At 71.1% G+C, this 19,406-nt stretch carries 17 protein-coding genes; 4 read left to right on the top strand and 13 right to left on the bottom strand.

The genetic code is table 11. From position 1 onward, the window contains the following. Positions 1–13: 13 nt before the first annotated feature. Positions 14–1,426: an FAD-binding oxidoreductase gene (locus KV381_RS26665; protein WP_256995155.1), complete on the bottom strand. Its 1,413-nt coding sequence runs from the start codon at positions 1,424–1,426 to the stop codon at positions 14–16. Between the two features lie 77 nt (positions 1,427–1,503). Beyond that, the gene (locus KV381_RS26660) at positions 1,504–2,076 is read right to left on the bottom strand and encodes a TetR/AcrR family transcriptional regulator (RefSeq protein WP_199786645.1); all 573 of its coding nucleotides are present in this window, start codon (positions 2,074–2,076) and stop codon (positions 1,504–1,506) included. A gap of 210 nt (positions 2,077–2,286) precedes the next feature. Between KV381_RS26660 and KV381_RS26655 the strand changes: the two genes are divergently transcribed. The 3 genes from KV381_RS26655 (at position 2,287) to KV381_RS26645 (ending at position 5,746) form a co-directional block, all read left to right on the top strand. Further along, the gene (locus KV381_RS26655; RefSeq protein ID WP_218787302.1) at positions 2,287–3,273 is read left to right on the top strand and encodes an amidohydrolase family protein; all 987 of its coding nucleotides are present in this window, start codon (positions 2,287–2,289) and stop codon (positions 3,271–3,273) included. Further along, positions 3,270–4,124: an alpha/beta hydrolase gene (locus tag KV381_RS26650; RefSeq protein ID WP_030079126.1), complete on the top strand. Its 855-nt coding sequence runs from the start codon at positions 3,270–3,272 to the stop codon at positions 4,122–4,124. The genes KV381_RS26655 and KV381_RS26650 overlap by 4 nt, the downstream gene beginning before the upstream one ends. A 251-nt stretch (positions 4,125–4,375) precedes the next feature. After that, entirely contained in the window at positions 4,376–5,746 is a 1,371-nt protein-coding gene (locus KV381_RS26645) for an FAD-binding oxidoreductase (RefSeq protein WP_030079128.1), read from the top strand. A 52-nt stretch (positions 5,747–5,798) separates the two neighbouring features. On the opposite strand, the gene KV381_RS26640 is transcribed toward KV381_RS26645, so the two are convergent. The 7 genes from KV381_RS26640 to KV381_RS26610 all read right to left on the bottom strand — a co-directional run bounded on the left by KV381_RS26640 (position 5,799) and on the right by KV381_RS26610 (position 13,005). After that, positions 5,799–6,914, bottom strand: coding sequence for a CopD family protein (locus KV381_RS26640; protein ID WP_218786574.1), 1,116 nt, complete (start codon positions 6,912–6,914; stop codon positions 5,799–5,801). A gap of 149 nt (positions 6,915–7,063) precedes the next feature. After that, positions 7,064–7,279, bottom strand: coding sequence for an EF-hand domain-containing protein (locus KV381_RS26635; protein ID WP_030079131.1), 216 nt, complete (start codon positions 7,277–7,279; stop codon positions 7,064–7,066). A gap of 39 nt (positions 7,280–7,318) precedes the next feature. Further along, positions 7,319–8,140 (bottom strand): polysaccharide deacetylase family protein, encoded by an 822-nt coding sequence (locus KV381_RS26630; protein ID WP_218786573.1) that lies wholly within the window; start codon positions 8,138–8,140, stop codon positions 7,319–7,321. 410 nt (positions 8,141–8,550) lie between these two features. Beyond that, positions 8,551–9,066 (bottom strand): ATP-binding protein, encoded by a 516-nt coding sequence (locus KV381_RS26625; RefSeq protein WP_086779195.1) that lies wholly within the window; start codon positions 9,064–9,066, stop codon positions 8,551–8,553. Positions 9,067–9,377: 311 nt separating this feature from the next. Further along, positions 9,378–10,145 carry an enoyl-CoA hydratase/isomerase family protein gene (locus KV381_RS26620; RefSeq protein WP_086779191.1) on the bottom strand — a complete coding sequence of 256 codons (768 nt, stop codon included), beginning with the start codon at positions 10,143–10,145 and terminating at the stop codon, positions 9,378–9,380. Positions 10,146–10,236: 91 nt separating this feature from the next. After that, positions 10,237–11,481, bottom strand: a complete 1,245-nt coding sequence (locus KV381_RS26615) for an Ig-like domain-containing protein (RefSeq protein WP_030626439.1) — start codon at positions 11,479–11,481, stop codon at positions 10,237–10,239. A gap of 282 nt (positions 11,482–11,763) precedes the next feature. After that, entirely contained in the window at positions 11,764–13,005 is a 1,242-nt protein-coding gene (locus KV381_RS26610) for an Ig-like domain-containing protein (RefSeq protein WP_030079144.1), read from the bottom strand. Between the two features lie 153 nt (positions 13,006–13,158). Between KV381_RS26610 and glgX the strand changes: the two genes are divergently transcribed. Next, the gene (glgX, locus tag KV381_RS26605) at positions 13,159–15,465 is read left to right on the top strand and encodes a glycogen debranching protein GlgX (RefSeq protein ID WP_218786572.1); all 2,307 of its coding nucleotides are present in this window, start codon (positions 13,159–13,161) and stop codon (positions 15,463–15,465) included. A gap of 8 nt (positions 15,466–15,473) precedes the next feature. Here glgX and KV381_RS26600 read toward each other — a convergent pair whose 3' ends face one another. The 4 genes from KV381_RS26600 to KV381_RS26585 all read right to left on the bottom strand — a co-directional run bounded on the left by KV381_RS26600 (position 15,474) and on the right by KV381_RS26585 (position 19,254). Then, a complete protein-coding gene (locus tag KV381_RS26600) occupies positions 15,474–16,127 on the bottom strand; it encodes a response regulator transcription factor (RefSeq protein ID WP_030079149.1) in 654 nt (217 codons plus the stop codon). A 19-nt stretch (positions 16,128–16,146) separates the two neighbouring features. Continuing rightward, a complete protein-coding gene (locus tag KV381_RS26595; protein WP_218786571.1) occupies positions 16,147–17,436 on the bottom strand; it encodes a sensor histidine kinase in 1,290 nt (429 codons plus the stop codon). A gap of 14 nt (positions 17,437–17,450) precedes the next feature. After that, the gene (locus KV381_RS26590; RefSeq protein WP_256995250.1) at positions 17,451–18,182 is read right to left on the bottom strand and encodes an ABC transporter permease; all 732 of its coding nucleotides are present in this window, start codon (positions 18,180–18,182) and stop codon (positions 17,451–17,453) included. A gap of 109 nt (positions 18,183–18,291) precedes the next feature. Continuing rightward, on the bottom strand, positions 18,292–19,254 hold the full coding sequence (locus KV381_RS26585; RefSeq protein WP_193462470.1) for an ABC transporter ATP-binding protein: 963 nt from the start codon (positions 19,252–19,254) through the stop codon (positions 18,292–18,294). Between the last annotated feature and the right edge of the window lie 152 nt (positions 19,255–19,406).

Here is a 19,406-nt window from a genome sequence, read left to right as displayed (position 1 = left end):
GCGACACCCCGCGTCAACCGAGCACTGTGCCCGTGGACGGGGCCGGCCGACGTCGGCGTGAGAACGCACCGAGGTCGATGGTTCGGCCGGTGTGTTCGCAGGTGTGCGTGAGCGCACTCCGGTCGTGGTCGTGCCCGCCTTCGACACCATGGATCAGGGTGGTCATGAGGCGGCCTACCAGAGGGGCGTTCTTGAACTGATTACCGCTGGTGCCTATGGCCACGTAGAAGCCGGCAAGCTCGGTTCGGTCGTACACGGGGGTCCAGTCGTCGGTCACGTCGTATACGCCTGCCACACCACGGGGCTTGTTGGGAACGCGCAGGCCGGGCAGTCGGCGGGCCGCCCGCGTCACCTGCGTCCTGAACTGCGACACGGTCGGGGTGGGACTCCCGTCGTCCGGATCGTCGAGCCATTCCAGCGGGTCGCACTCGGGTTCCGTGCCGCCGACGAGCAGGAACTCCCTGCCATCGGGCCGTATGTACGTGCCGAGGTCCATATCGGCCAGCACCGGTGCGTGCCCGTCGTCGGCGGCCTCGTGGTAGCCGGCGGGCGCCGCTACGTGGTGTACCTCCTGGCGCAGCGGCCGCAGACCGACGGTGAAGTCGCCGCCCACTTCGGCGAGCCGGTTGAGCTGCCCCGACCATGGGCCGGCCGCGTTGACGACCACCCCGGCGGACAGTTCGGTTCCATCCTGGAGGCGCACCCCGCGCACACGTCCTCCGCGCCGCGTCACCGCGGTGACGGGGGTCTTCCACCGAAAGACGGCGCCGTGCCGTCGGGCCGCCGTGGCAAGGTTGTGAGCGGCGAGTTGCGGGTCGTCGATGAAGCCCCCGTCAGGCGTGTGGAGAGCACCGAGCCGGGCGGACGCGTCGGCGAAGAACTCGTCGTCATCCACGAGGCGGGGCGGGAAGTACCGGCCGGTGTCCACGGCGGGCAACCGCTCGGACAGCTCTCGCGCATCCCATTTCTCGTACGGGACACCGACCGTGTCGAAGTGTCGCGTGAACATGCCGCAGGGCGCGAAGTCCACGTCCAGCAGGGTGACACCGCAGCGGTTGAACGCTGCGAGGGGTTCACTGGCGGGTGCCTGGAGATGGTCGCGCCACGCTTCCCAGCAGTGACGGGACTCCCAAGCCGCATTGACGCCCGCGATCGTGGGATAGGTGAAGCGGACCACGGCGCTCGATGCGCTGGTGGAGCCGTTGCCTGCACCGCCGAACTTGTCGACCACGACGACCCGCAGCCCGCTCCGCACCAGTTCGAGGGCGATGGAGGACCCGATCACCCCGGCCCCGACGACGACTGCGTCTGTGCTCTCAGCCATGTTCCAACCCACCTTCTCGTTGCCGGACCAGACAGTTGCTCTGGCGGCGCGGGGGGGCGCCGCTCTGCCCGTTGTCGGCACATTACGCAGGTCAGAGACCATGTTGCGGCGACGGTTGTCGCCACTTGCCGTGCTCCTACCCGACAGTTGTCGCGCGCGCGTGCGCCGACGCTCAGCTGTCAGGACCCACTCATGCGCAGGATCAAGGCGACCGCGTCCTCGGGCCGGGTTCCGGGAGCCAGGACTTCCTGCAGGAGGAGGCCGCGAATCGCGGCAACGGTGACGGCGGCCGTATCCCGCGCCTCCGTCGCGTCGAGCCCTTCGCGTTCCGCGAGTGAGGACAGCATCTCGGTCAGGTCGCCGATCGACTCCACGAACGCACGGAAGTCCTCGGGGCCGTACGCGGCCAGTCCGGCGACGTAGAAGAAGCCGCGGGCGCGCGACAGCTGCTCCGGCCGGGTGTAAGTACGCCAGATCGCCACGACGAAGTCGTCGAAGGTGCCCTGCTGGGCGGCCTCCAACAGCGCCTCGTTGTCACGGGATCGCTGCGCCGTGAGCATGGCGGCCAAGACACCCGGGAGTGACCCGAAGTGGTAGCGCAACAGGGCGTGGCTGGTCTCGATCCGGGCGGCGACCTCGCGGAGCGACATCTCCGGCGGGGGAAGGGCCTCGCCGAAGGCGTCGAGAAGCCGTGCCAGGAGTCGCTCGCGCGCGCTGCCCTTACGTTCCGAGGTTGACAGGATCACTCCCACAGTTTATCCATTGGAAAAGACAGTTCGGCGGTTCCGTGTTGCTTCGCACATGGTCGCAGCCGGCTCGCAACGACGATCGGCCATCGACGGATCGGGGCGGCGACGGATGCGAGAACCTCGACTCGGCGACGGTGAGCGGCGCCGACTGACGATGACTGATCGACGACGTCCACCTGGGCCTGGGCCCGTCAGCCGCGCAGCGCCGCCGAGATAGCGGCGGACATCTTCGCCACGGCCGGCGCGACGCTCGACGCCGGCTTCACCACCGTTCGCGACACCGGCGGGATCGACGGCGGTGTCGTCAACGCGATCGCGAAAGGCAAGGTCAGAGGGCCACGCACCCTGTCGTGCGGACCGGTTCAATGCCAGATCGGCGGGCATGGCTACTACGGAGCCGAATGGGAACCCACCGAGCTGTGGAGCAGCCACCACATCCCGGGCCTGTGCGCCCTCTCCATGATGGCGGGCAACGCGGACGAACTGCGACACAACGTCCGCGAAGCCTTCCGTCGCGGAGCCTCCTTCCTGAAGCTCTGCGTCACCGGCGGAGTGGTGGGCGCACATGATCGACTGTCCGACACCCAGTTCACCGCGGAAGAGATCGCTGTCGCGGTTCAAGAAGCTGCGGCACGGAACACCTATGTGACCGTTCACGCCCACAACAACGAGGGCATACGCAATGCGGTCGAGGCCGGCGTGCGCTGTGTCGAGCACGGCACCAGCCTCGACGAATCCACAGCGGCCCTGATGGCCGCTCGCGAGGTCGCCCTCGTGCCCACGTTCGCTGTCGTCGAGCAACTGCTGAACGACACCGCCGGAGCCGGTCTCGCCGAGTCGACCCGCGACCGGGTCGAGGGCGTACGCGAGCAGATGACGAAGGCGCTCGCTGTCGCCAAGCACGCAGGAGTACTGATCGGGCTGGGTTCCGACCTCATCGGTCCGGCCCAGGGCCGTCGCGGCAAAGAACTCAGCCTGCGCGCAGCCCTCGAGACGCCGATGGAAGCGATCGTGGCGGCGACCCGGACCAACGCGGAGATCCTCGGCCTGTCCGGCCAGGTGGGGGTCATCGCTCCCGGCGCGCAGGCAGACCTCGTGCTGTGGAACGGCAACCCGCTCGAAGACCCGGAACTGCTCTCCGACCCCAACAACGCCGTCCTCGTCATCCAGGCCGGCCACATCGTGAAGGACCTCAGATGAGCACCATATGGCAGGGCTGCCTCGCCCACACCGACTACTTCGAGATGCGCTCCAGCGGTGGACACGACTACGGCATCTGGGTCACCACGCCACCGAACTACGACCCTGCCGTGGCGCAAGCACCTGTCGTGTACGTGCTCGACGGCAACTGGGCCGTGGGCATGACGGCTCCACTCATCGTCACGCAACTGGACCCCATGCAGTCCATTCAGCCCTACGTCCAGGTCAGCGTGGGCTACGCAGGCGAGGAAGCAGAGCAGTGGGAGCGGCTGCGCAACCGCGACCTCGTGCCCCCCGGCGAACCCATCGCGAAGGAGTACGTCGATGCGGTGGAGATGGGGATCGAAGCGGGCACGATGACGCGCGAGCAGGCCGACGCCTACCTCGCTGAATTGAGCGACTCCCGCGGGGACATGTTCCTGAACTTCCTCACCGACGACCTGCACCCGCGGATCGAACGCGACTACGGCACGGCCCCGAGCGGTCACGGCCTCTTCGGCTACTCCTACGGCGGACTCTTCAGCCTCTACGCCTGGCTCACCAACAGCACCTTCTTCGAGAGCATCGGCGCGGGCAGCCCCGGCATCATCAACGGGGACAGCCAGGCCTTCGCCCTTCTACAAGCCATGGGTGACACCCTGCCCGAAACCAAGCTCCACGTGACCTTCAACGACCGGGAGATCCTCGGAAACATTGCGGTCTACCAGAACCTCGCGAAGAACGCGGCCACGTTCCTCCACCACCTCACCGCACGCAACGGCTCCGTCACCAGCGCACTCATGCACGAAACGCACGTGACCGGGTTGCAGGCGTCATTCCTCAGCTACCTCAGGACCTGCCGCGCCCAGTAGGCCTGGACCCGGCGGCACTGCCTGACCGCCGTGCGGGCCTGTCGCGCCGGGAAGCGCGCCACCCGGGGGAGGACCGAACGGAGCAAGGGGCGCGCCAAGGCTTCCACCGGTCTTTCGCGCACGTCGTCCACGAACCGGCTGCCCGGCAGCGCGGGTGCCATCCATGGTGCAGTCATAGGTGAGACAACTTCTCTGGAGGTGTGCGGGTGTCCGAGCGGGACCTCGTCAGCACGACGACCCCTGCCGTGGGTATCGCCGAAGTACTCGGGCGACGGCTGCCCGCCGGCCGGGTGGTGACTGATCCGGACATCGTCGCCGGTCTCTCCCACGACCAGGCGATATGGGCGCCTGTTGGCCGAGCGGTGGCCGTCGTACGCGCCAAGAGCACCGCCGAGGTCCGGACCGTGGTTCGTGTGTGCCTGGAGCAAGGAGTCCCGTTGGTCGCACGCGGCGCCGGTACTGGATTGTCGGGGGGCGCCAATGCCGTCGAAGGATGCGTGATCCTCGCGCTGGACGGCATGGATCGGGTGCTGGAGGTCGATGAGTTGGAGCGCCTCGCCGTCGTGCAGCCCGGCGTGGTCAACGACGACCTGCGCGCCCATGTAGCGACGCTCGGCCTGTGGTACCCGCCTGACCCCGCCAGTTCGCCCTGGTCGACCCTAGGAGGAAATGTCGCGACGAACGCCGGCGGAGTGTGCTGCCTCAAGTACGGCGTCACCCGCGACTATGTCCTCGGTCTGGAGGTCGTGACCGGGACGGGCGAGGTGGTCCGGCTCGGACGCCGTACGTCGAAGGGGGTCGCCGGCTACGACCTCGTGGGCCTCATGGTGGGTGCCGAGGGCACTCTTGGTGTCGTCACCGAGATCACGGTCCGACTGCGACGCCTGCCTCCGGTCGGCGTGACCGCCGTCGGCTACTTCGACAGCATCGGGCAGGCCGGCGCGGCGGTACGGGCGACCGCTGCCGCCGGGCTGCGGCCGGCCGCGCTGGAACTCGTCGACCGGCACTGTCTGCGCGCGGTCGACGCCTGGAAGAACATGGGGCTCTCGGCCGAGGCGGACGTGGTTCTCCTGGCCCGTTTCGACGATGACGGCCGCGCCGCCGAGGACGGCGCCCGCCGGATCGTCGACTGCTTCCGCGGGGCCGGCTCCACCTGGGCGGACCGGTCGGAGACGGACGAAGAGGCCGAGATGCTCTTCGCGGCCCGTCGGCTGGCCTTCCCCGCGCTCGAGCGGCTGGGGCCGGTACTCACGGAGGACGTCTGTGTGCCCATCGGGGCAGTGGCGGAGATGCTGACCCGCATCGACCGGACGGCGGAGAAGCACCGGATCACCATCGCCAACATCGCGCACGTCGGCGACGGCAACCTGCATCCGCTGCTGGTGACGGAACACGGTGACACGGCGGCTCGGATCCGGGCCCGCGCGGCGTTCGACGACATCATCGCGGACGCCCTTGAACTGGGTGGGACGGTGACGGGTGAGCACGGCGTGGGACTGCTCAAGCGGCACGGCCTCACCCGTGAACTCGGCCCGACCGTTCTGGAGATGCATCGGGCGGTGAAGCGTGCTCTCGACCCGGCCGGAATCCTCAACCCCGGCAAAATATTCGGGCCGGCATGACCCCTTGGCCAGCAGGTAGGGCCACAGGCCCCCCGCCAGGGCAAAACGCTCTTCAGGGCCGTAGGGAGATCCAGTGCGGGTCGGGGACCACGGTGAGGATCGCCGAGACCACCACGACCAGACCCAGCACGACCTGTTCGCGGCGGGCCAGCAGATGCGCGACCGACGGATCGGCGTCCCGGAGCATCCGCCGCCGGGCCGCCACCGCCAGCGCGCTGACCAGGGCCATCAGCGCCAGCTTGACCAGCAGGGTGCGCCCGTAGGCGGAGGTGAACACCACGTCCAGCGGCAGCCGGCGCAGGGCCGAGACCGTACCGGTGGCGGCGAGGGCGACGTACAGCCAGATCGCCAGACGCGCGTACCGGCCGAGGAGCGCGCGGGCCGCGACGGGTGAGCCGCGCCAGAGCCGCATGGTGCGCAGGACGTACAGCAGGCCGCCGGTCCACAGCGAAGCGGCGGTCAGATGGACGACGGTGAGCGCGGCACCGAACTCGGGGCTGTACGCCTCCGGGTGGGCGCGCAGGGCCTCCGCGCCGATGACGACGGCGAGCGGGGCGAGGGCGAGTGCCGGGCGTTTGCTCGCGGCGCAGAGGGCGGCGAGGACCAGGCCGTTGGCGATGAGGAGGAGCAGGCCGCCTTCGCGGGTGCCGTACGTCTCGGTGATCCCGAGGTCGCTGACGGCGGCGAGCCGGACGATCTGCCCGGCCGCGGCGGCCGCCCCGGCGAGCGAGGCGAGCACCGCCCAGCTCCGTACGGCGGTACGGGGGCGGCCCCGGACGGGCCGGACGAGCTGCGGGCCGAGGAGTTCGCCCAGGTGGAGGGCGAGCGCGGTGAACAGGACGGTGCGGAGCACGGTGGTGAGCCCCGCGCCGGGTATCCGGAGCTCCCCGGTGCCACGGGCCGCGATGCCGGGGCCGAGCAGGGCCACGAGGAGCGCGAGGGCGCCCGCGGCGCAGAGCAGGAGCGGGGTCGTCCAGGAACGCCCGGCGGGACGGACGGTCGGCCCGTCGGATATCTCGCCGCTGAACGACGCGTCGGATATCCGGTCGGCGAACGGCGCGTCGGCCGCCGGCGCCGGTGCGGCCACGGCGGGAGGCGAGCCGGGCGGCGCGGTCGGCCCGGGAGCCGTGCCGGGCGCGGCCGGGTCGGCAGGGGGTCCGGAGTACATCACGGCCCGATCCTCGCCGGTGGACAAAGACACAGCAAGCCGCGCACGGCGGGCGCGGGGGCCCGAAGGCACCCGGATGGGGCCCTTGGGACACCGGGCCGTGCGGTGGCCGGCACCCGACGGCGCGGGGCCGGCCGCCGCACGGAGGCTCAGGCCTTGTTCTGCGCGGCCCAGAACTCGTCGAAGGTGAGCAGTCCGTCACCGTTGGCGTCGTGGGCGTTGATGATCGCCTGCGCCACCGTCTCGGTGACGAAGGGGTCGCCCAGCTGGGCCATGGCGCTCTTGTACTCGTTGGCCGTGATGAGGCCGTCGCCGTTCTGGTCGAACCGCTCGAATGCCGTCCGCGCCGACTCGATGTCCGCCACTGTTCCGCCCCTTCGTGATGCCGAATGTCAGGGGTCAGATTATCGGGCCGTCCGGGTGACGCCGGTGGCCGGTCGGCCCATCAACTCCGTGGCCGTCACCGCACGCAGTCCGCGCCGGCCGATCTCGGCGAGGAGCAGCGGCAGCGCGTCGACGGTGACCGGGCGGCCGAGGCTCAGCTCCACCACCGATCCGTTGCGGAGCTCCCCGGCGACCTTCCGGGTGACGGTGGCGACGCGGGTGGCCGCGTGGTCGAGCGATTCCACGTCGCAGCCGAGGACATGGGGGTAGCCGGCCCGCTGGGCGAGGCGCTGGACGAGCGGGGAGGCGTACGCGGTGGGCGAGGGGCGGAACCAGGCGCCGATGGACCCGGTGAGCCGCCGCAGCCGCCGGGCACAGGCGTCGATCTCCTCGTACGCCGCGCGCTCGTCCAGGGCCGCGAGGTCGAGGTGGTGCTCGGTGTGGTTGCCGATCTCATGACCCCCGTCGAGGATCCGGCGGGCCAGGCCGGGGTGTTCGGCGAGCCAGGCGCCGACCGCGAACACCGTGACGCGCGCCCCGGCCTGTTCGCACCGGGCGAGTGCGGTACGGGCGAGGCCGGGGTCGCCCCGCCCGTCGAAGGTGAGGGCGACACGGGGCAGGTCGCGGGGGCCGTGGGCGATGCGGAAGGGCAGACCGGGGAAGCGGCGCGGGGCGGGGGCCGCGGCCGGACCCGCTTCCGACACGGCGGGTCCACCAGGTCCACCGGGTCCGCCCGCCGCCCGGTCGCTCCGGGCGCATCCGACGGCGAGGGCGGCGGCCAGCACCCCGGCCCCCGCGCCCAGTGCGTCACGGCGGCCCATCGGAGCCCTGCGTCCGTCCATGCCCGACCACCTCACGTTCCACGGGTTCCACCGATTCCCGGGGACACAGTAGGGGCGCATTGGGCGAAATGAGCTGATTGTGCAGTTCAGCAGATGATCAATGAATCATTCAAGCGCTGCCATAAAAATGCATGGAAAACCAGGCAAGTGACCGAGCACACCTGCGATTCAACCAGGAGCTGCCCGTTTGTTCCTTAAATATTCCGACAAGTCGCTTTGGCACCAGGGTCGCCCATCTGCCATAGTCGGATCCACGACCCCCATTGACCCGGGCAAGGTCGTCATGAGCGGCCGTGAACACACCCCCCATGTCACGGCCCCCGCCAGAAACCCCCGCAGCGCCGCACCACGGCCGACCGGGGGTTTCTGCCTGACCGGGGGTTTCCGCCGGTCAGCGCGACGCGCGCGTATCAGCGGTCGGAGATCCGCATCTCGAACCAGGTGGTCTTGCCGCGCGGCAGCAGATCCACACCCCAGCGGTCGGAGAGCTTGTCGACGAGGAAGAGCCCCCGGCCACTGATGTCCATCTCGCGCACCGGCATCAGACACGGCAGTCCACGCGAGGGATCACGCACCTCGATGCGGATCCACCCCCGCCGGCGCACCATGCGTAACCCGAACACCCGGGCCCCGGTGTGGCGCACCGCGTTGCCGACCAGCTCGGAGACGAGGAGCACCGCGTACTCGGCGGTCTGCGGCGAAAGGGCCCACTGCCGGAGCACGACACAGGAGGTGAGCCGACGGGCCGTCGCCGCCGACTCCGGACGGGACGGCAGCCGGACTTCCCCCTCGGTCGGATTTCCGAACAACTCCAGCGCCTTGAACGCCTGTTCGTCATCCATGATCGACGAACTGCGTGCCGCCGTCGCGCTGCTGCGCGGTCGCGGCTGATCCACACCCTCCAGGCCCGCCATGCCCACCATCATGGCCGCACGCATCGGCCTCCGGGGCCGTTCCGCAGGAATCCGTACCCCGGAACGACTCATTCCGCAGAAGGCTATAGGCATATGCCAATGACAAAAGAGAACCCCGAAGGGCCCCGCTGACCTGCGGCGATACACCACCCCACGAGGGTTGCCCGGCAGGCGAGGGCACCGGGCCTTAAGGTTGCCTTAAGGCCCGGATAATCCGCCCTGACGGATGAACTCCCGAAACGGGGCCGTCCGACCCGACTACCGGCCGCCCCGATCCGACTATGGACAGTCGGCCATCTGACTACGGATCAGATGGAACCGGCTCAGAGGAACGTGGCCTTCCCCGGCCCCTCCTCCACGAAGCTGCGCATCCCCCGCTCGCGGTCCTCCGTGGCGAAGAGTCCGGAGAACCAGTTCCGCTCGATGGTGAGCCCGGTGTCGAGGTCCGTCTCCAGTCCGGCGTCGATCGACTCCTTGGCCGCGCGCAGCGCCAGCGCGGGGCCCTTGGCCAGCTTGGCGGCCCAGGCGTGTGCCTGGTCGTAGACCTCGGCGGCCGGGACCACCCGGTCGACCAGGCCCAGCGTCAGGGCCTCCTCCGCCTTGACCATGCGGCCGGTGAAGATGAGGTCCTTGGCGCGGGAGGGGCCGATCAGGCGGGCCAGGCGCTGGGTGCCGCCCGCGCCGGGGATCAGGCCGAGGAGGATCTCCGGCTGGCCGAGCCTGGCGTTGTCCGCGGCGATCCGGTAGTCGGCGCAGAGCGTCAGTTCGCAGCCGCCGCCGAGCGCGTAACCGGTGACGGCGGCGACGACCGGCTTGGGGATGCGGGCGACGGCGGTGAAGGCGTCCTGGAGGCCCTTGGACCGGAGCACCATCGCCGTGTGGTCCATCGCCTGCATCTCCTTGATGTCCGCGCCCGCCGCGAACACCTTCTCGCCGCCGTAGAGGATCACGGCGCGCACGTCCTCGCGCCGGGTCGCCTCCTCGGCCAGCTCCCGCAGCCGGTCCTGGATCGCGACGTCCAGGGCGTTCATGGGCGGCCGGTCGAGCTGGATGGTGCCGACGCCGTCGCGTACTTCGAGAGTCACAGTCATGCCAAGAGGTTAACCACCGCTAACGCGGGCGGGCCCGGTGCCGTTGGTCACAGCACCGGGCCCGCCCGGGTCGTTCAGGAGAGGAAGAGGGTTACTTCTTCCACTCCTCCCAGTCCATGTTCCAGCCGTTGAGGCCGTTGTCCGGGGCGATCTGCTTGTCCTTCGAGTTCTTCACGATGACCACGTCGCCGATCATCGACTTGTTGTAGAACCACGCCGCCGGCGTCTGGTTGTCGTAGCCGCCGCGCACATCGCGCAGACCGACACAGCCGTGGCTGGTGTTGGTGTTGCCGAAGATGGAGGACGCGCCCCAGTAGTTGCCGTGCAGGAAGGTGCCCGAGGTGGACAGCCGCATGGCGTGCGGCACGTCCTTGATGTCGTACTCGCCGCCGAAGCCGACGGTGTCGCCGTTCATCCGGGTCACCTTGAGCTTCTCGCTGATGACCATCTGACCGTTGTACGTGGTCGTCGCCGGGGCGCCCGCGGAGATCGGGATGTCCTTGATCTGCTTGCCGTCGCGGACCACCTTCATCCGCTTGGCGTCCGCGTCGACGGTGGAGACCTGGCTGCGGCCGATGGTGAACTTCACCGTCTTGGCCTGCTTGCCGTAGACGCCCGGCCGGCCCTCGACGCCGTCGAGGTTGAGCTCGACGGTCACCTTGGTGCCCGCGGCCCAGTAGTTCTCCGGGCGGAAGTCGAGGCGGTCGTTGCCGAACCAGTGACCCTCGATCTCGACGGCCGGCTCGGCCGTCACCTTGATCGCCCGCTCCACCGCGTCCGGGTCGGTGATGCCCCGGGTGAAGTTGATGGAGACCGGCATGCCGACGCCGACGGTCGAGCCGTCCTCCGGGGTGTACTGCCCGATGAAGGTGTTCGCCGGGACGAGTGTGGTGAAGGTGGTGTCCTTCGCCGACTCACGGCCCTCGGCGTCCTTGGCGACCGCGTGCACCGTGTACTTGGTGGCGGCGGCGAGGTGCCGCTCCGGCGCCCAGCTCGCGCCGTCGGCCGCGATCTCGCCCGCGACCTCGTTGCCCTTGGGGTCGGCGACCTTCACCGTGGTCAGCTTGCCCTGCGTGGCGCCGATCTTCAGCGCGCCGCTGGTCGCCACGGACTCCGCGCCGTCCTTCGGCGCGATGGTCACGACCGCCTGCGAGGCGGTCGTGTCCTCCTTCTTCGTACCGCCCGCAGGGCTCTTCTTGTCCCCCGCGTCGGCACTGCCGCCGCACGCCGTCACCAGCAACAGCAGTGCGCCCAGAACCAGGGCCAGAAGCCCCGGCCCGCCGCGCCGCTTCCCGCTCGCCCCGGCCGATGCCCCCGATATCGGCTGCCCGTTCACTGTGGTCGTCTCCCCTCGCACGGCCTGGCCCCGCCATGGCCCGCACCCCCGCGCGCAGAAAAAGCGCGCCGCCGCAAGATAATCACATCGCGACCGGGATGAACTCCCTCCGGAATGTCACCGTTCCGTCCCAACTGCTCGGGGAGCTGCGCAGGTGGCGCGGGGTGCCGGGGCCGACCGGAGGGGGCGGCCGGAGGAGTCGGCCGGAGGAGTCGGCCGGAGGAGCTGCCCCGGACGCCCGGATGCCCGGGCGCGGGGAGCGGTCGCGGGCTCGGCGGGGCCTCAGCGCAGGGCGGAACCGGCCTTCCACTTCTTCCAGCCGAGGTTCCAGCCGCTGAGCCCGTTGTCGGGTGCGACCTTCTTGTCCTTGGAGTTGACCACCTCGACCACGTCGCCGATCAGGGTCCGGTCGAAGAACCAGCCGCCGGGGGCGGAGCCGCTGCCGCCCTTGGCGTCGCGCAGCCCGATGCAGCCGTGGCTGACGTTCTCCTCGCCGAAGACGGACTCGTCGGCCCAGTAGTTGCCGTGCAGGAAGGTGCCGGACTCGGTGAGCCGGATCGCGTGCGGTACGTCCTTGATGTCGTACTCGCCCTTGCCCTTCTTGTCCGTGAAGCCGACGGTCGCCCCGTTCATCCGGGTCACCTCGTGCATCTCGGTGACCACCATCTTCCCGTTGTACGTGGTCGTCTTCGGGGCCCCCGCGGTGATCGGGACCGTCTCCACGAGCTCTCCGTCGCGGCGCACCTCCATCGTCTTCTCCTCCGCGTCGACCCGGGAGATCTGGGAGCGGCCGACGGTGAAGACGACGGTCTTGTCCTGGCTGCCGTAGACCCCTGGGGCGCCCTCGACGTCCCGCAGCCCGATGTCGACGGTGACCTCGGTGCCGGGTTTCCAGTACGTCTTCGGGCGGAAGTCGAGCCGGTCCTTGCCGAACCAGTGGCCGGCGACCTCCACCACCGGATCGGACGTCACCCGGATGGCCTTCTCGACCGCCGCCCGGTCGGCGACGGGCCGGTTGAAGGAGAAGGAGACGATCATGCCGGTGCCGACGGTGGACCGGTTCTCCGGCTTGAAGTAGCCGATGAAGCGGTGCTCGGGCACGAGCGTGGTGAAGGTGGCGTGCCGGGCGGAGCGCCGGCCCTGTCCGTCCACGGCCACCGCGTCGATGCTGTACTTCGCGGCCAGGGCGAGACGGGCCACCCTGGGCTCCGGGGCCCAGGAGCGCCCGTCCTCGGCGATGCGCCCGGCCACCGTCTGCTGCTGCGCGTCCTCGATCCGCATGACCTTCACGCTCTCCAGCCGCCCGTCGGGGACCTTCACCGCGATCCGGGTCTCCTCGTCGACGTCCTCGGCGCCGTTCTCGGGGAAGACGCTGATCGCGTCGCCGGAGGATCGCGCCTTGCCGTTGAGCAGGGCCTCCCGGGTGTCGGTGCAGCCGGTCAGAAGGGCCAGCACGGTCAGCAGTCCTGCCCATGTCAGCACGGCGGCCGAGCCGGCCCGTGCGCTCTTCGCTGTGTGGTTCACGCTCCCCCAACGACCAGGGCCGGTCGGGGGAAACGTGAGTGCGGGCCGCCCGGTGGGCAGAACAGAGGGGAGGACTACCGAGAAGGGGCCGCGGCCGGGACGCCGCGCGCCCCCTCGCAGGTGCCCGTCCCACGAGCCGCGGGAGGCCGCACGGTGTCGAGCGCAGCCGAGCAGGAGGCAGTACAGGACCAGGAGCCGGTGCGGGGTCAGGAGCCGGTGCCGGTGCCGGTGGCTGATCCGGACGCGGTGGCCGCCGTGCGGGCGGAGGTCGCCCAGGCGCAGCGCGCCGACGCCGTACGGTCGGGGGCGGCCGCGCCCGCCGTGTGGCCCGGGGCCCCGATGCCGCTGGGGGCCCGCTTCCGGGTCGGTCCGGACGGGGTGGCGGGGACGAACTTCGCGCTGTGGGCGGGCGGGGCCGAGGCGGTCGAGCTGTGCCTGTTCGACGAGCGGGGCGTTGAGACGCGGTGCCCGCTGAGCGAGCTGACGCATGAGATCTGGCACGGCTTCGTCCCCGGCGTACGGCCCGGTCAGCGGTACGGCTACCGGGTGCACGGCCGCTGGGACCCGTGGACAGGGGCCCGCTGGAACGCGGCGAAGCTGCTGCTCGACCCGTACGCCCGTGCCGTCGACGGGACCTTCGCCCTGCCGCCCGAGGTGTACGGGCACGTCCGGGACTGGCCGGACCAGCATGTCGCCGACACCGTGCGCGACGACCGGGACTCGGCCCCGTACGTCCCCAAGGGGGTGGTCGTCCACGATGACGACGACTGGGTGGAGGACCGCCGGCCCAAAACGCCGTGGGCCGACTCCGTCATCTACGAGCTGCACGTACGCGGCTTCACCAAGCTCCACCCGGACATCCCGCCCGAGCTGCGCGGCACCTACGCCGGCCTCGCGCACCCGGCCGCGATCGAGCACCTCACCCGGCTCGGGGTGACCGCCGTCGAACTGCTGCCGGTGCACCAGTTCGCCCACGAGGACCACCTGCTGCGGCGCGGGCTGCACAACCACTGGGGCTACAACTCCATCGGCTACTTCGCCCCGCACGCCGACTACTCCGCCTCCGGCACCGCGGGACAGCAGGTCGGCGAGTTCAAGCGGATGGTGCGCGCGCTGCACGACGCCGGGATCGAGGTGATCCTCGACGTCGTCTACAACCACACCGCGGAGGCGGGCGAGCTGGGCCCGATGCTGTCGCTGCGCGGCATCGACAACCGCGGCTACTACCGTCTGGAGGGCGATCCGCGCCGCTACGCCGACTACACCGGCTGCGGCAACACCCTGCACGTGGTGCAGCCCCAGGTGCTGCGGCTCATCACCGACTCGCTGCGCTACTGGGTCACCGAGATGGGCGTCGACGGCTTCCGTTTCGACCTGGCGGCGGCGCTGGCCCGCTCGATGCACGACGTCGACATGCTCTCGCCGTTCCTCGCGGTGATCGCCCAGGACCCGGTGCTGCGCCGGGTCAAGCTGATCGCCGAACCGTGGGACGTCGGCAACGGCGGCTACCAGGTCGGGGCCTTCCCACCGCTGTGGACCGAGTGGAACGACCGCTACCGCGACGCCGTACGGGACTTCTGGCGCGGCGCGCTCCCCGACGTACGGGATCTCGGCTACCGGCTGACCGGCTCCAGCGACCTGTACGCCTGGGGCGGCCGCCGCCCGTACGCCTCGGTCAACTTCGTCACCGCGCACGACGGCTTCACCCTGCGCGACCTGGTCTCCTACGAGCAGAAGCACAACGAGGAGAACGGCGAGGGCAACCGGGACGGGACGAACGACAACCGGGCGTGGAACTGCGGGGCCGAGGGCGAGAGCGACGATCCGGAGATCAACGCGCTGCGCCGCCGCCAGCTCCGTAACCTGCTGACCACGCTGCTGCTCTCCACCGGGGTGCCGATGCTGGTGGCGGGCGACGAGATGGGCCGGACGCAGGGCGGCAACAACAACGCCTACTGCCAGGACAACGCGACCGGCTGGGTCGACTGGTCGCTGCTGGACCAGCCGCACTGGCGGGAGCTGACCGCACTGACGGCCCGGGTGCTGACGCTGCGCCGGACCCATCCGGTGCTGCGGCGCCGCGCGTTCTTCTCCGGCCGGGCGCAGGCCCCGGACGGGCTGCGGGATCTGGCGTGGTTCGCCCGGGACGGCCGGGAGATGACGGAGGGCGACTGGTACGCACCGGCGGCCACGCTCGGGCTGTATCTCTCGGGCCGGGACATTCCGGGGCGGGACGCGCGGGGCGAACCGGTGAGCGACGACAGTTTCCTGGCGGTGCTGCACGCGGGCGCGGAGCCGGTCACCTTCGAACTGCCGGGCGCGCCGTGGGCGGACGCCTACGAACTGGTCCTGGACACCTCGCGGGAGGACCAGGCGGAGGCCCCGGGCACGGTCATCGACGGCGGTACGGAGGTGACGGTGCCGGCCCGTTCGGTGCTGCTGCTGCGCGTGGCGGAGTAGCCGGGGCCTCAGCCGAGGATGCCCCGGTCGTAGCCGACGGCGACGGCCGCGGCCCGGTCCTTGGCGCCCAGCTTGGCGAAGACGTGGGTGAGGTGGGTCTTCACGGTCGCCTCGCTGATGAACAGCTCGGCGGCGATCTCCCGGTTCGTCGTGCCCCGCGCCACCAGGACCAGCACCTCGCGCTCGCGGGCCGACAGCGCGGTTTCGGCGGGACCGGCGGCGGGGGTGCGGACGCGGGTCATCAGCCGGGAGGCGACGGCGGGCGACAGGACGCTGCGCCCGTCGGCGGCGGCCCGGACGGCGGCGAACAGCTCCTCGCGCGGGGCGTCCTTGAGGAGGTAGCCGGTCGCGCCCGCCTCGATCGCGGGCAGGGTGTCGGAGTCGGTGTCGTACGTCGTCAGCACCAGGACCTTCGAGCGCGCGCCCCGCCGGGTCAGCTCCGCGATGGCCGCCACTCCCCCGCCGCCGGGCATCCGCAGGTCCATCAGGACGACGTCCGGGTCGAGGCGCTCGGTGACCGCGAGGGCGTCCACGCCGTCCGCCGCCTCGCCGAGCACCTCGAAGCCGGGGGCCGCGGCGAACATGCCGCGCAGTCCGTCGCGGACGACCGGGTGGTCGTCGACGACGACGAGGCTGATGGTGCGGGCGGGGGTCTCGGTCATGACGGCACCGTACGGGGGCTCACGCCTGTCTGACCAGCGGCACCCGGGCGGACACCGCTGTGCCGCCGCCCGGTTCCGACTCCACCTCGACCGCTCCCGCGATGCGTTCCGCGCGGGCCCGCATGCCGCCGAGGCCGAAGCCTCCGGTGCGGCTCGCCGGGGCGGCCGCCGCCGGGTCGAAGCCGCGGCCGTCGTCCCGTACGTCCAGGGTCAGTTCGTCGTCCATGAAGGACAGCGTCACCCCGACCCGCGAGGCCCCGGCGTACCGCCCGGCGTTGGCCAGGGCCTCGCCCGCGATGCGCAGCAGGGTGGCGGCGATCTCGTCGTGGACCGGTTCGACGGTGCCGGTGACGGTGAAGTCGGCGCGGACGCGGTGCTGTTCGGCCCAGTCGGCGACGGTCTTCTCCAACGCCCCGGCCAGCTCGTCGTGTTCCAGGGCGACGGGCGCCAGATTGTGCACGGAGCGGCGGGCCTCGCCGAGGCTGTGGCGGGCGAGCGCGGCGGCCCGTTCCAGGTGGAGGCGGGCGGTGGCCGGATCGCGCTCCGTGACGGAGGTGACGACCTGGAGCTGGGCGATGATCCCGGTGAGGCCCTGGGCGAGGGTGTCGTGGATCTCGGCGGCGAGCCGGCGCCGCTCGTCGTCGACCCCGGCCTCCCGGGCCTGGACGAGGAGCTGGGCGTGCAGGGCCGCGTTCTCCGCCATGGCCTCCTCCAGCCGGAGGTTGGTGCGCTCCAGCTCGGCGATGGTCTCGACCTGGATCCGGGCCTTCTCCTCCTCCCGCATCCCGATGTGCCAGAAGAAGAGGGCGAGGGCGGAGTTGATGAGGTAGAGCGCGCCGAAGGCGACCCAGTTCATCAGGGTGGCGGGCGGCAGTCCGCCGCTCTGCGAACCGGCCAGGGTGACGGCGGTGGCGAGCAGCCCGCCGCGCACGGCCCGCTGGGGCAGCAGGGGTTCGACGTCGAAGTAGCCGAGGGCCGCGTAGATCGCGAAGAACGGGTTGAGCCAGGACAGGGCGAAGGCGAGGACGGTCCGGGCGGCGTAGTAGAACACCCCGGCCGCGGCGCGCGGCGCGGTACGCGGTCGGGTCCGGCCCCACCAGACCTGGAGCCCCAGCGCCGCCGCGACCAGGACCCCGGCGGCGTACATCTCGGTACGGGTCATGATCAGGTCGGCGGCGACGCCCCCGACGAGGGCGGACAGGGCGAGGACGGCGTAGGGCCCGTACCGGTGGAACTGCTCCCAGCGGTCCTCGATCGTGCGGGGCCCGGTCGCGCCGGACGGGTACGCGGAGCAGGGCGGCTGCGTCATGCGGGCAGTCTCCGTCACTGCCACCGGAAGAGTCGACCGGCCGCGATGCCCAGGATCACGGTCCACAGCGCGACGACACCGAGGTACGCCCAGCTCGGCCAGTGGCCGGATGCGGCCTGGTCCAGGGCCTGCGACGCGGCGCCGAACGGGGTCAGCTGCACGACGCGGCGCAGGGTGTCGGGCATCGCCTGGACGGGCACCCAGACCCCGGCGGTGAACATCATCGCGAGGTAGGCGACCGAGCCGACCGCGGTGGCCGCCTTCGTCGTACGGGACAGGGCGCAGATCGTCGCGCCCAGGGCGAGCACTGCGGCGACCGCGAGCAGCAGCGCCAGCGCGTAGCCGAGGAGCTGTCCGGGCAGCGCGACCCCGTAGCCGACGCGGCCGACGGCGACGACCAGCAGCGCCGAGCCGAGGGCGGCCGCGCCGTGCAGGGTGATCTGGGCGGTGAGAAGGGCCGAGGGCCGCACCGGGGTGGTGGACATCCGGCGCAGGATGCCGCGTTCGCGGTACGCGGTGAGGACCGGCGGCATCGCCTGGAGTCCGGCCATGATCATGGCGAGCAGGACGGAGACGGGGACGTAGAGGTCGATGACCCGGCGTCCGCCGAGATTCTCGTCGGCCTCCTTGAAGGCCGGGACGAAGCCGAGGATCACCAGGAGGACGGTCGGGAAGGCGAGGATCCAGAAGAGGCTGCCCGGTTCGCGCAGGAAGAGCCGGGTCTCGGTGAGCAGCACGGCCGCCATGGGGCCGCGCCGTCGGACGGGCGCGGCGCTCTGCGGCGTACGGGGCGGGGTCGGGACCGGGGTCTGGGTTGAGGTCGGGGTTGGGGTCGGGGTCGATGCGGGGTTCATGTCAGGCGTCCTGTCCGGTGAGGTCATGTCCCGTGAGGTCGTGCTCGGCGAGGTCGTGCTCGGTGAGGTCGAGGAAGGCGTCGTCGAGGCTGGTCTCGGTGATCCGCAGCCGCTGGGCGGTGACGCCGAGTTCGGCGAGCAGGGCGATGAGCGGGGTGACGGTGTCGTCGGTGGCGTGCAGAACGAGCACGCCGGCGGCGTCGGGCGGGGTCACCGAGGCGACGCCGGGCAGCGCGGCGAGCCGGTCCAGTTCGGGTCCGGCCGGGGTGCGGGAGGGGACGAAGGAGACAACGGTGGAGCCGGTGGCCCGCCGGATCAGCCCGGAAGGGGTGTCCAGGGCGACGACCCGGCCCCGGTCGATGACGGCGATCCGGTCGCAGAGGCGCTGGGCCTCCTCCATGAAGTGGGTGACGAGCAGCACGGTCACCCCGCTGTCGCGGACCTCCTCGATGAGCTTCCAGGTGTCGCGGCGGGCGCGCGGGTCCAGGCCGGTGGTCAGCTCGTCGAGCACGACGACCTTCGGGTCGCCGATCAGGGCGAGGGCGATGAACAGCCGCTGTTTCTGGCCACCGGAGAGCTTCGCGAACCGGGTGGAGAGCCGGTCGGTCAGGCCGAGCCGGTCGGCGAGCGGCCGCCAGTCGACGGGGGCCGGGTAGAGGGCGGCGTAAAGCTCCAGCGCCTCCCGTACGGTCAGCTTGGCCTGGAGCTCGCTCTCCTGGAGCTGGGCGCCGAGCAGGTGCGTCACCCGGTCGTGGTCGGCGACGGGGTCGAGCCCGGCGACCCTGACCGTGCCCGCGTCGGGGATGCGCAGGCCCTCCACGCACTCGACGGTGGTGGTCTTGCCCGCCCCGTTGGAACCGAGGATGCCGAAGATCTCGCCCTCCTCGACGGAGAAGGAGACGCCGTCGACCACGGCACGGCCCGCGTAGGTCTTGCGTACCTCGTTGACTTCGATGATGGCCATGTCCACCAGGGTTCCGGCGGACGGTCCCGGGCGGTATCCGCCGTCACGCTCGACGGCGCATCGGCCGATCGGTTGATCGAGGGGTACGACCCGGGGTGCGGCCCGAGGTGCGTTCCGGTGTGCGGTCGGGGGTGCGTTCCGCCGGACCGGGC

The sequence above is a fragment of the Streptomyces sp. WY228 genome (assembly GCF_019287315.1).
Classification (GTDB): domain Bacteria; phylum Actinomycetota; class Actinomycetes; order Streptomycetales; family Streptomycetaceae; genus Streptomyces; species Streptomyces caviscabies.
The sequence above is the reverse complement of the archived record's forward strand: the minus strand, read 5'-3'. Positions and strand labels throughout refer to the sequence as shown.

Coding starts and splice junctions, on each gene's coding strand:
- KV381_RS26585 (WP_193462470.1), bottom strand. CDS start 19,254: ATGGCCATCATCGAAGTCAACGAGGTACGCAAGACCTACGCGGGCCGT.
- KV381_RS26620 (WP_086779191.1), bottom strand. CDS start 10,145: ATGACTGTGACTCTCGAAGTACGCGACGGCGTCGGCACCATCCAGCTC.
- KV381_RS26640 (WP_218786574.1), bottom strand. CDS start 6,914: ATGTACTCCGGACCCCCTGCCGACCCGGCCGCGCCCGGCACGGCTCCC.
- KV381_RS26595 (WP_218786571.1), bottom strand. CDS start 17,436: ATGACGCAGCCGCCCTGCTCCGCGTACCCGTCCGGCGCGACCGGGCCC.
- KV381_RS26630 (WP_218786573.1), bottom strand. CDS start 8,140: ATGGACGGACGCAGGGCTCCGATGGGCCGCCGTGACGCACTGGGCGCG.
- KV381_RS26625 (WP_086779195.1), bottom strand. CDS start 9,066: ATGATGGTGGGCATGGCGGGCCTGGAGGGTGTGGATCAGCCGCGACCG.
- KV381_RS26665 (WP_256995155.1), bottom strand. CDS start 1,426: ATGGTCTCTGACCTGCGTAATGTGCCGACAACGGGCAGAGCGGCGCCC.
- KV381_RS26600 (WP_030079149.1), bottom strand. CDS start 16,127: ATGACCGAGACCCCCGCCCGCACCATCAGCCTCGTCGTCGTCGACGAC.
- KV381_RS26590 (WP_256995250.1), bottom strand. CDS start 18,182: ATGGCGGCCGTGCTGCTCACCGAGACCCGGCTCTTCCTGCGCGAACCG.
- KV381_RS26650 (WP_030079126.1), top strand. CDS start 3,270: ATGAGCACCATATGGCAGGGCTGCCTCGCCCACACCGACTACTTCGAG.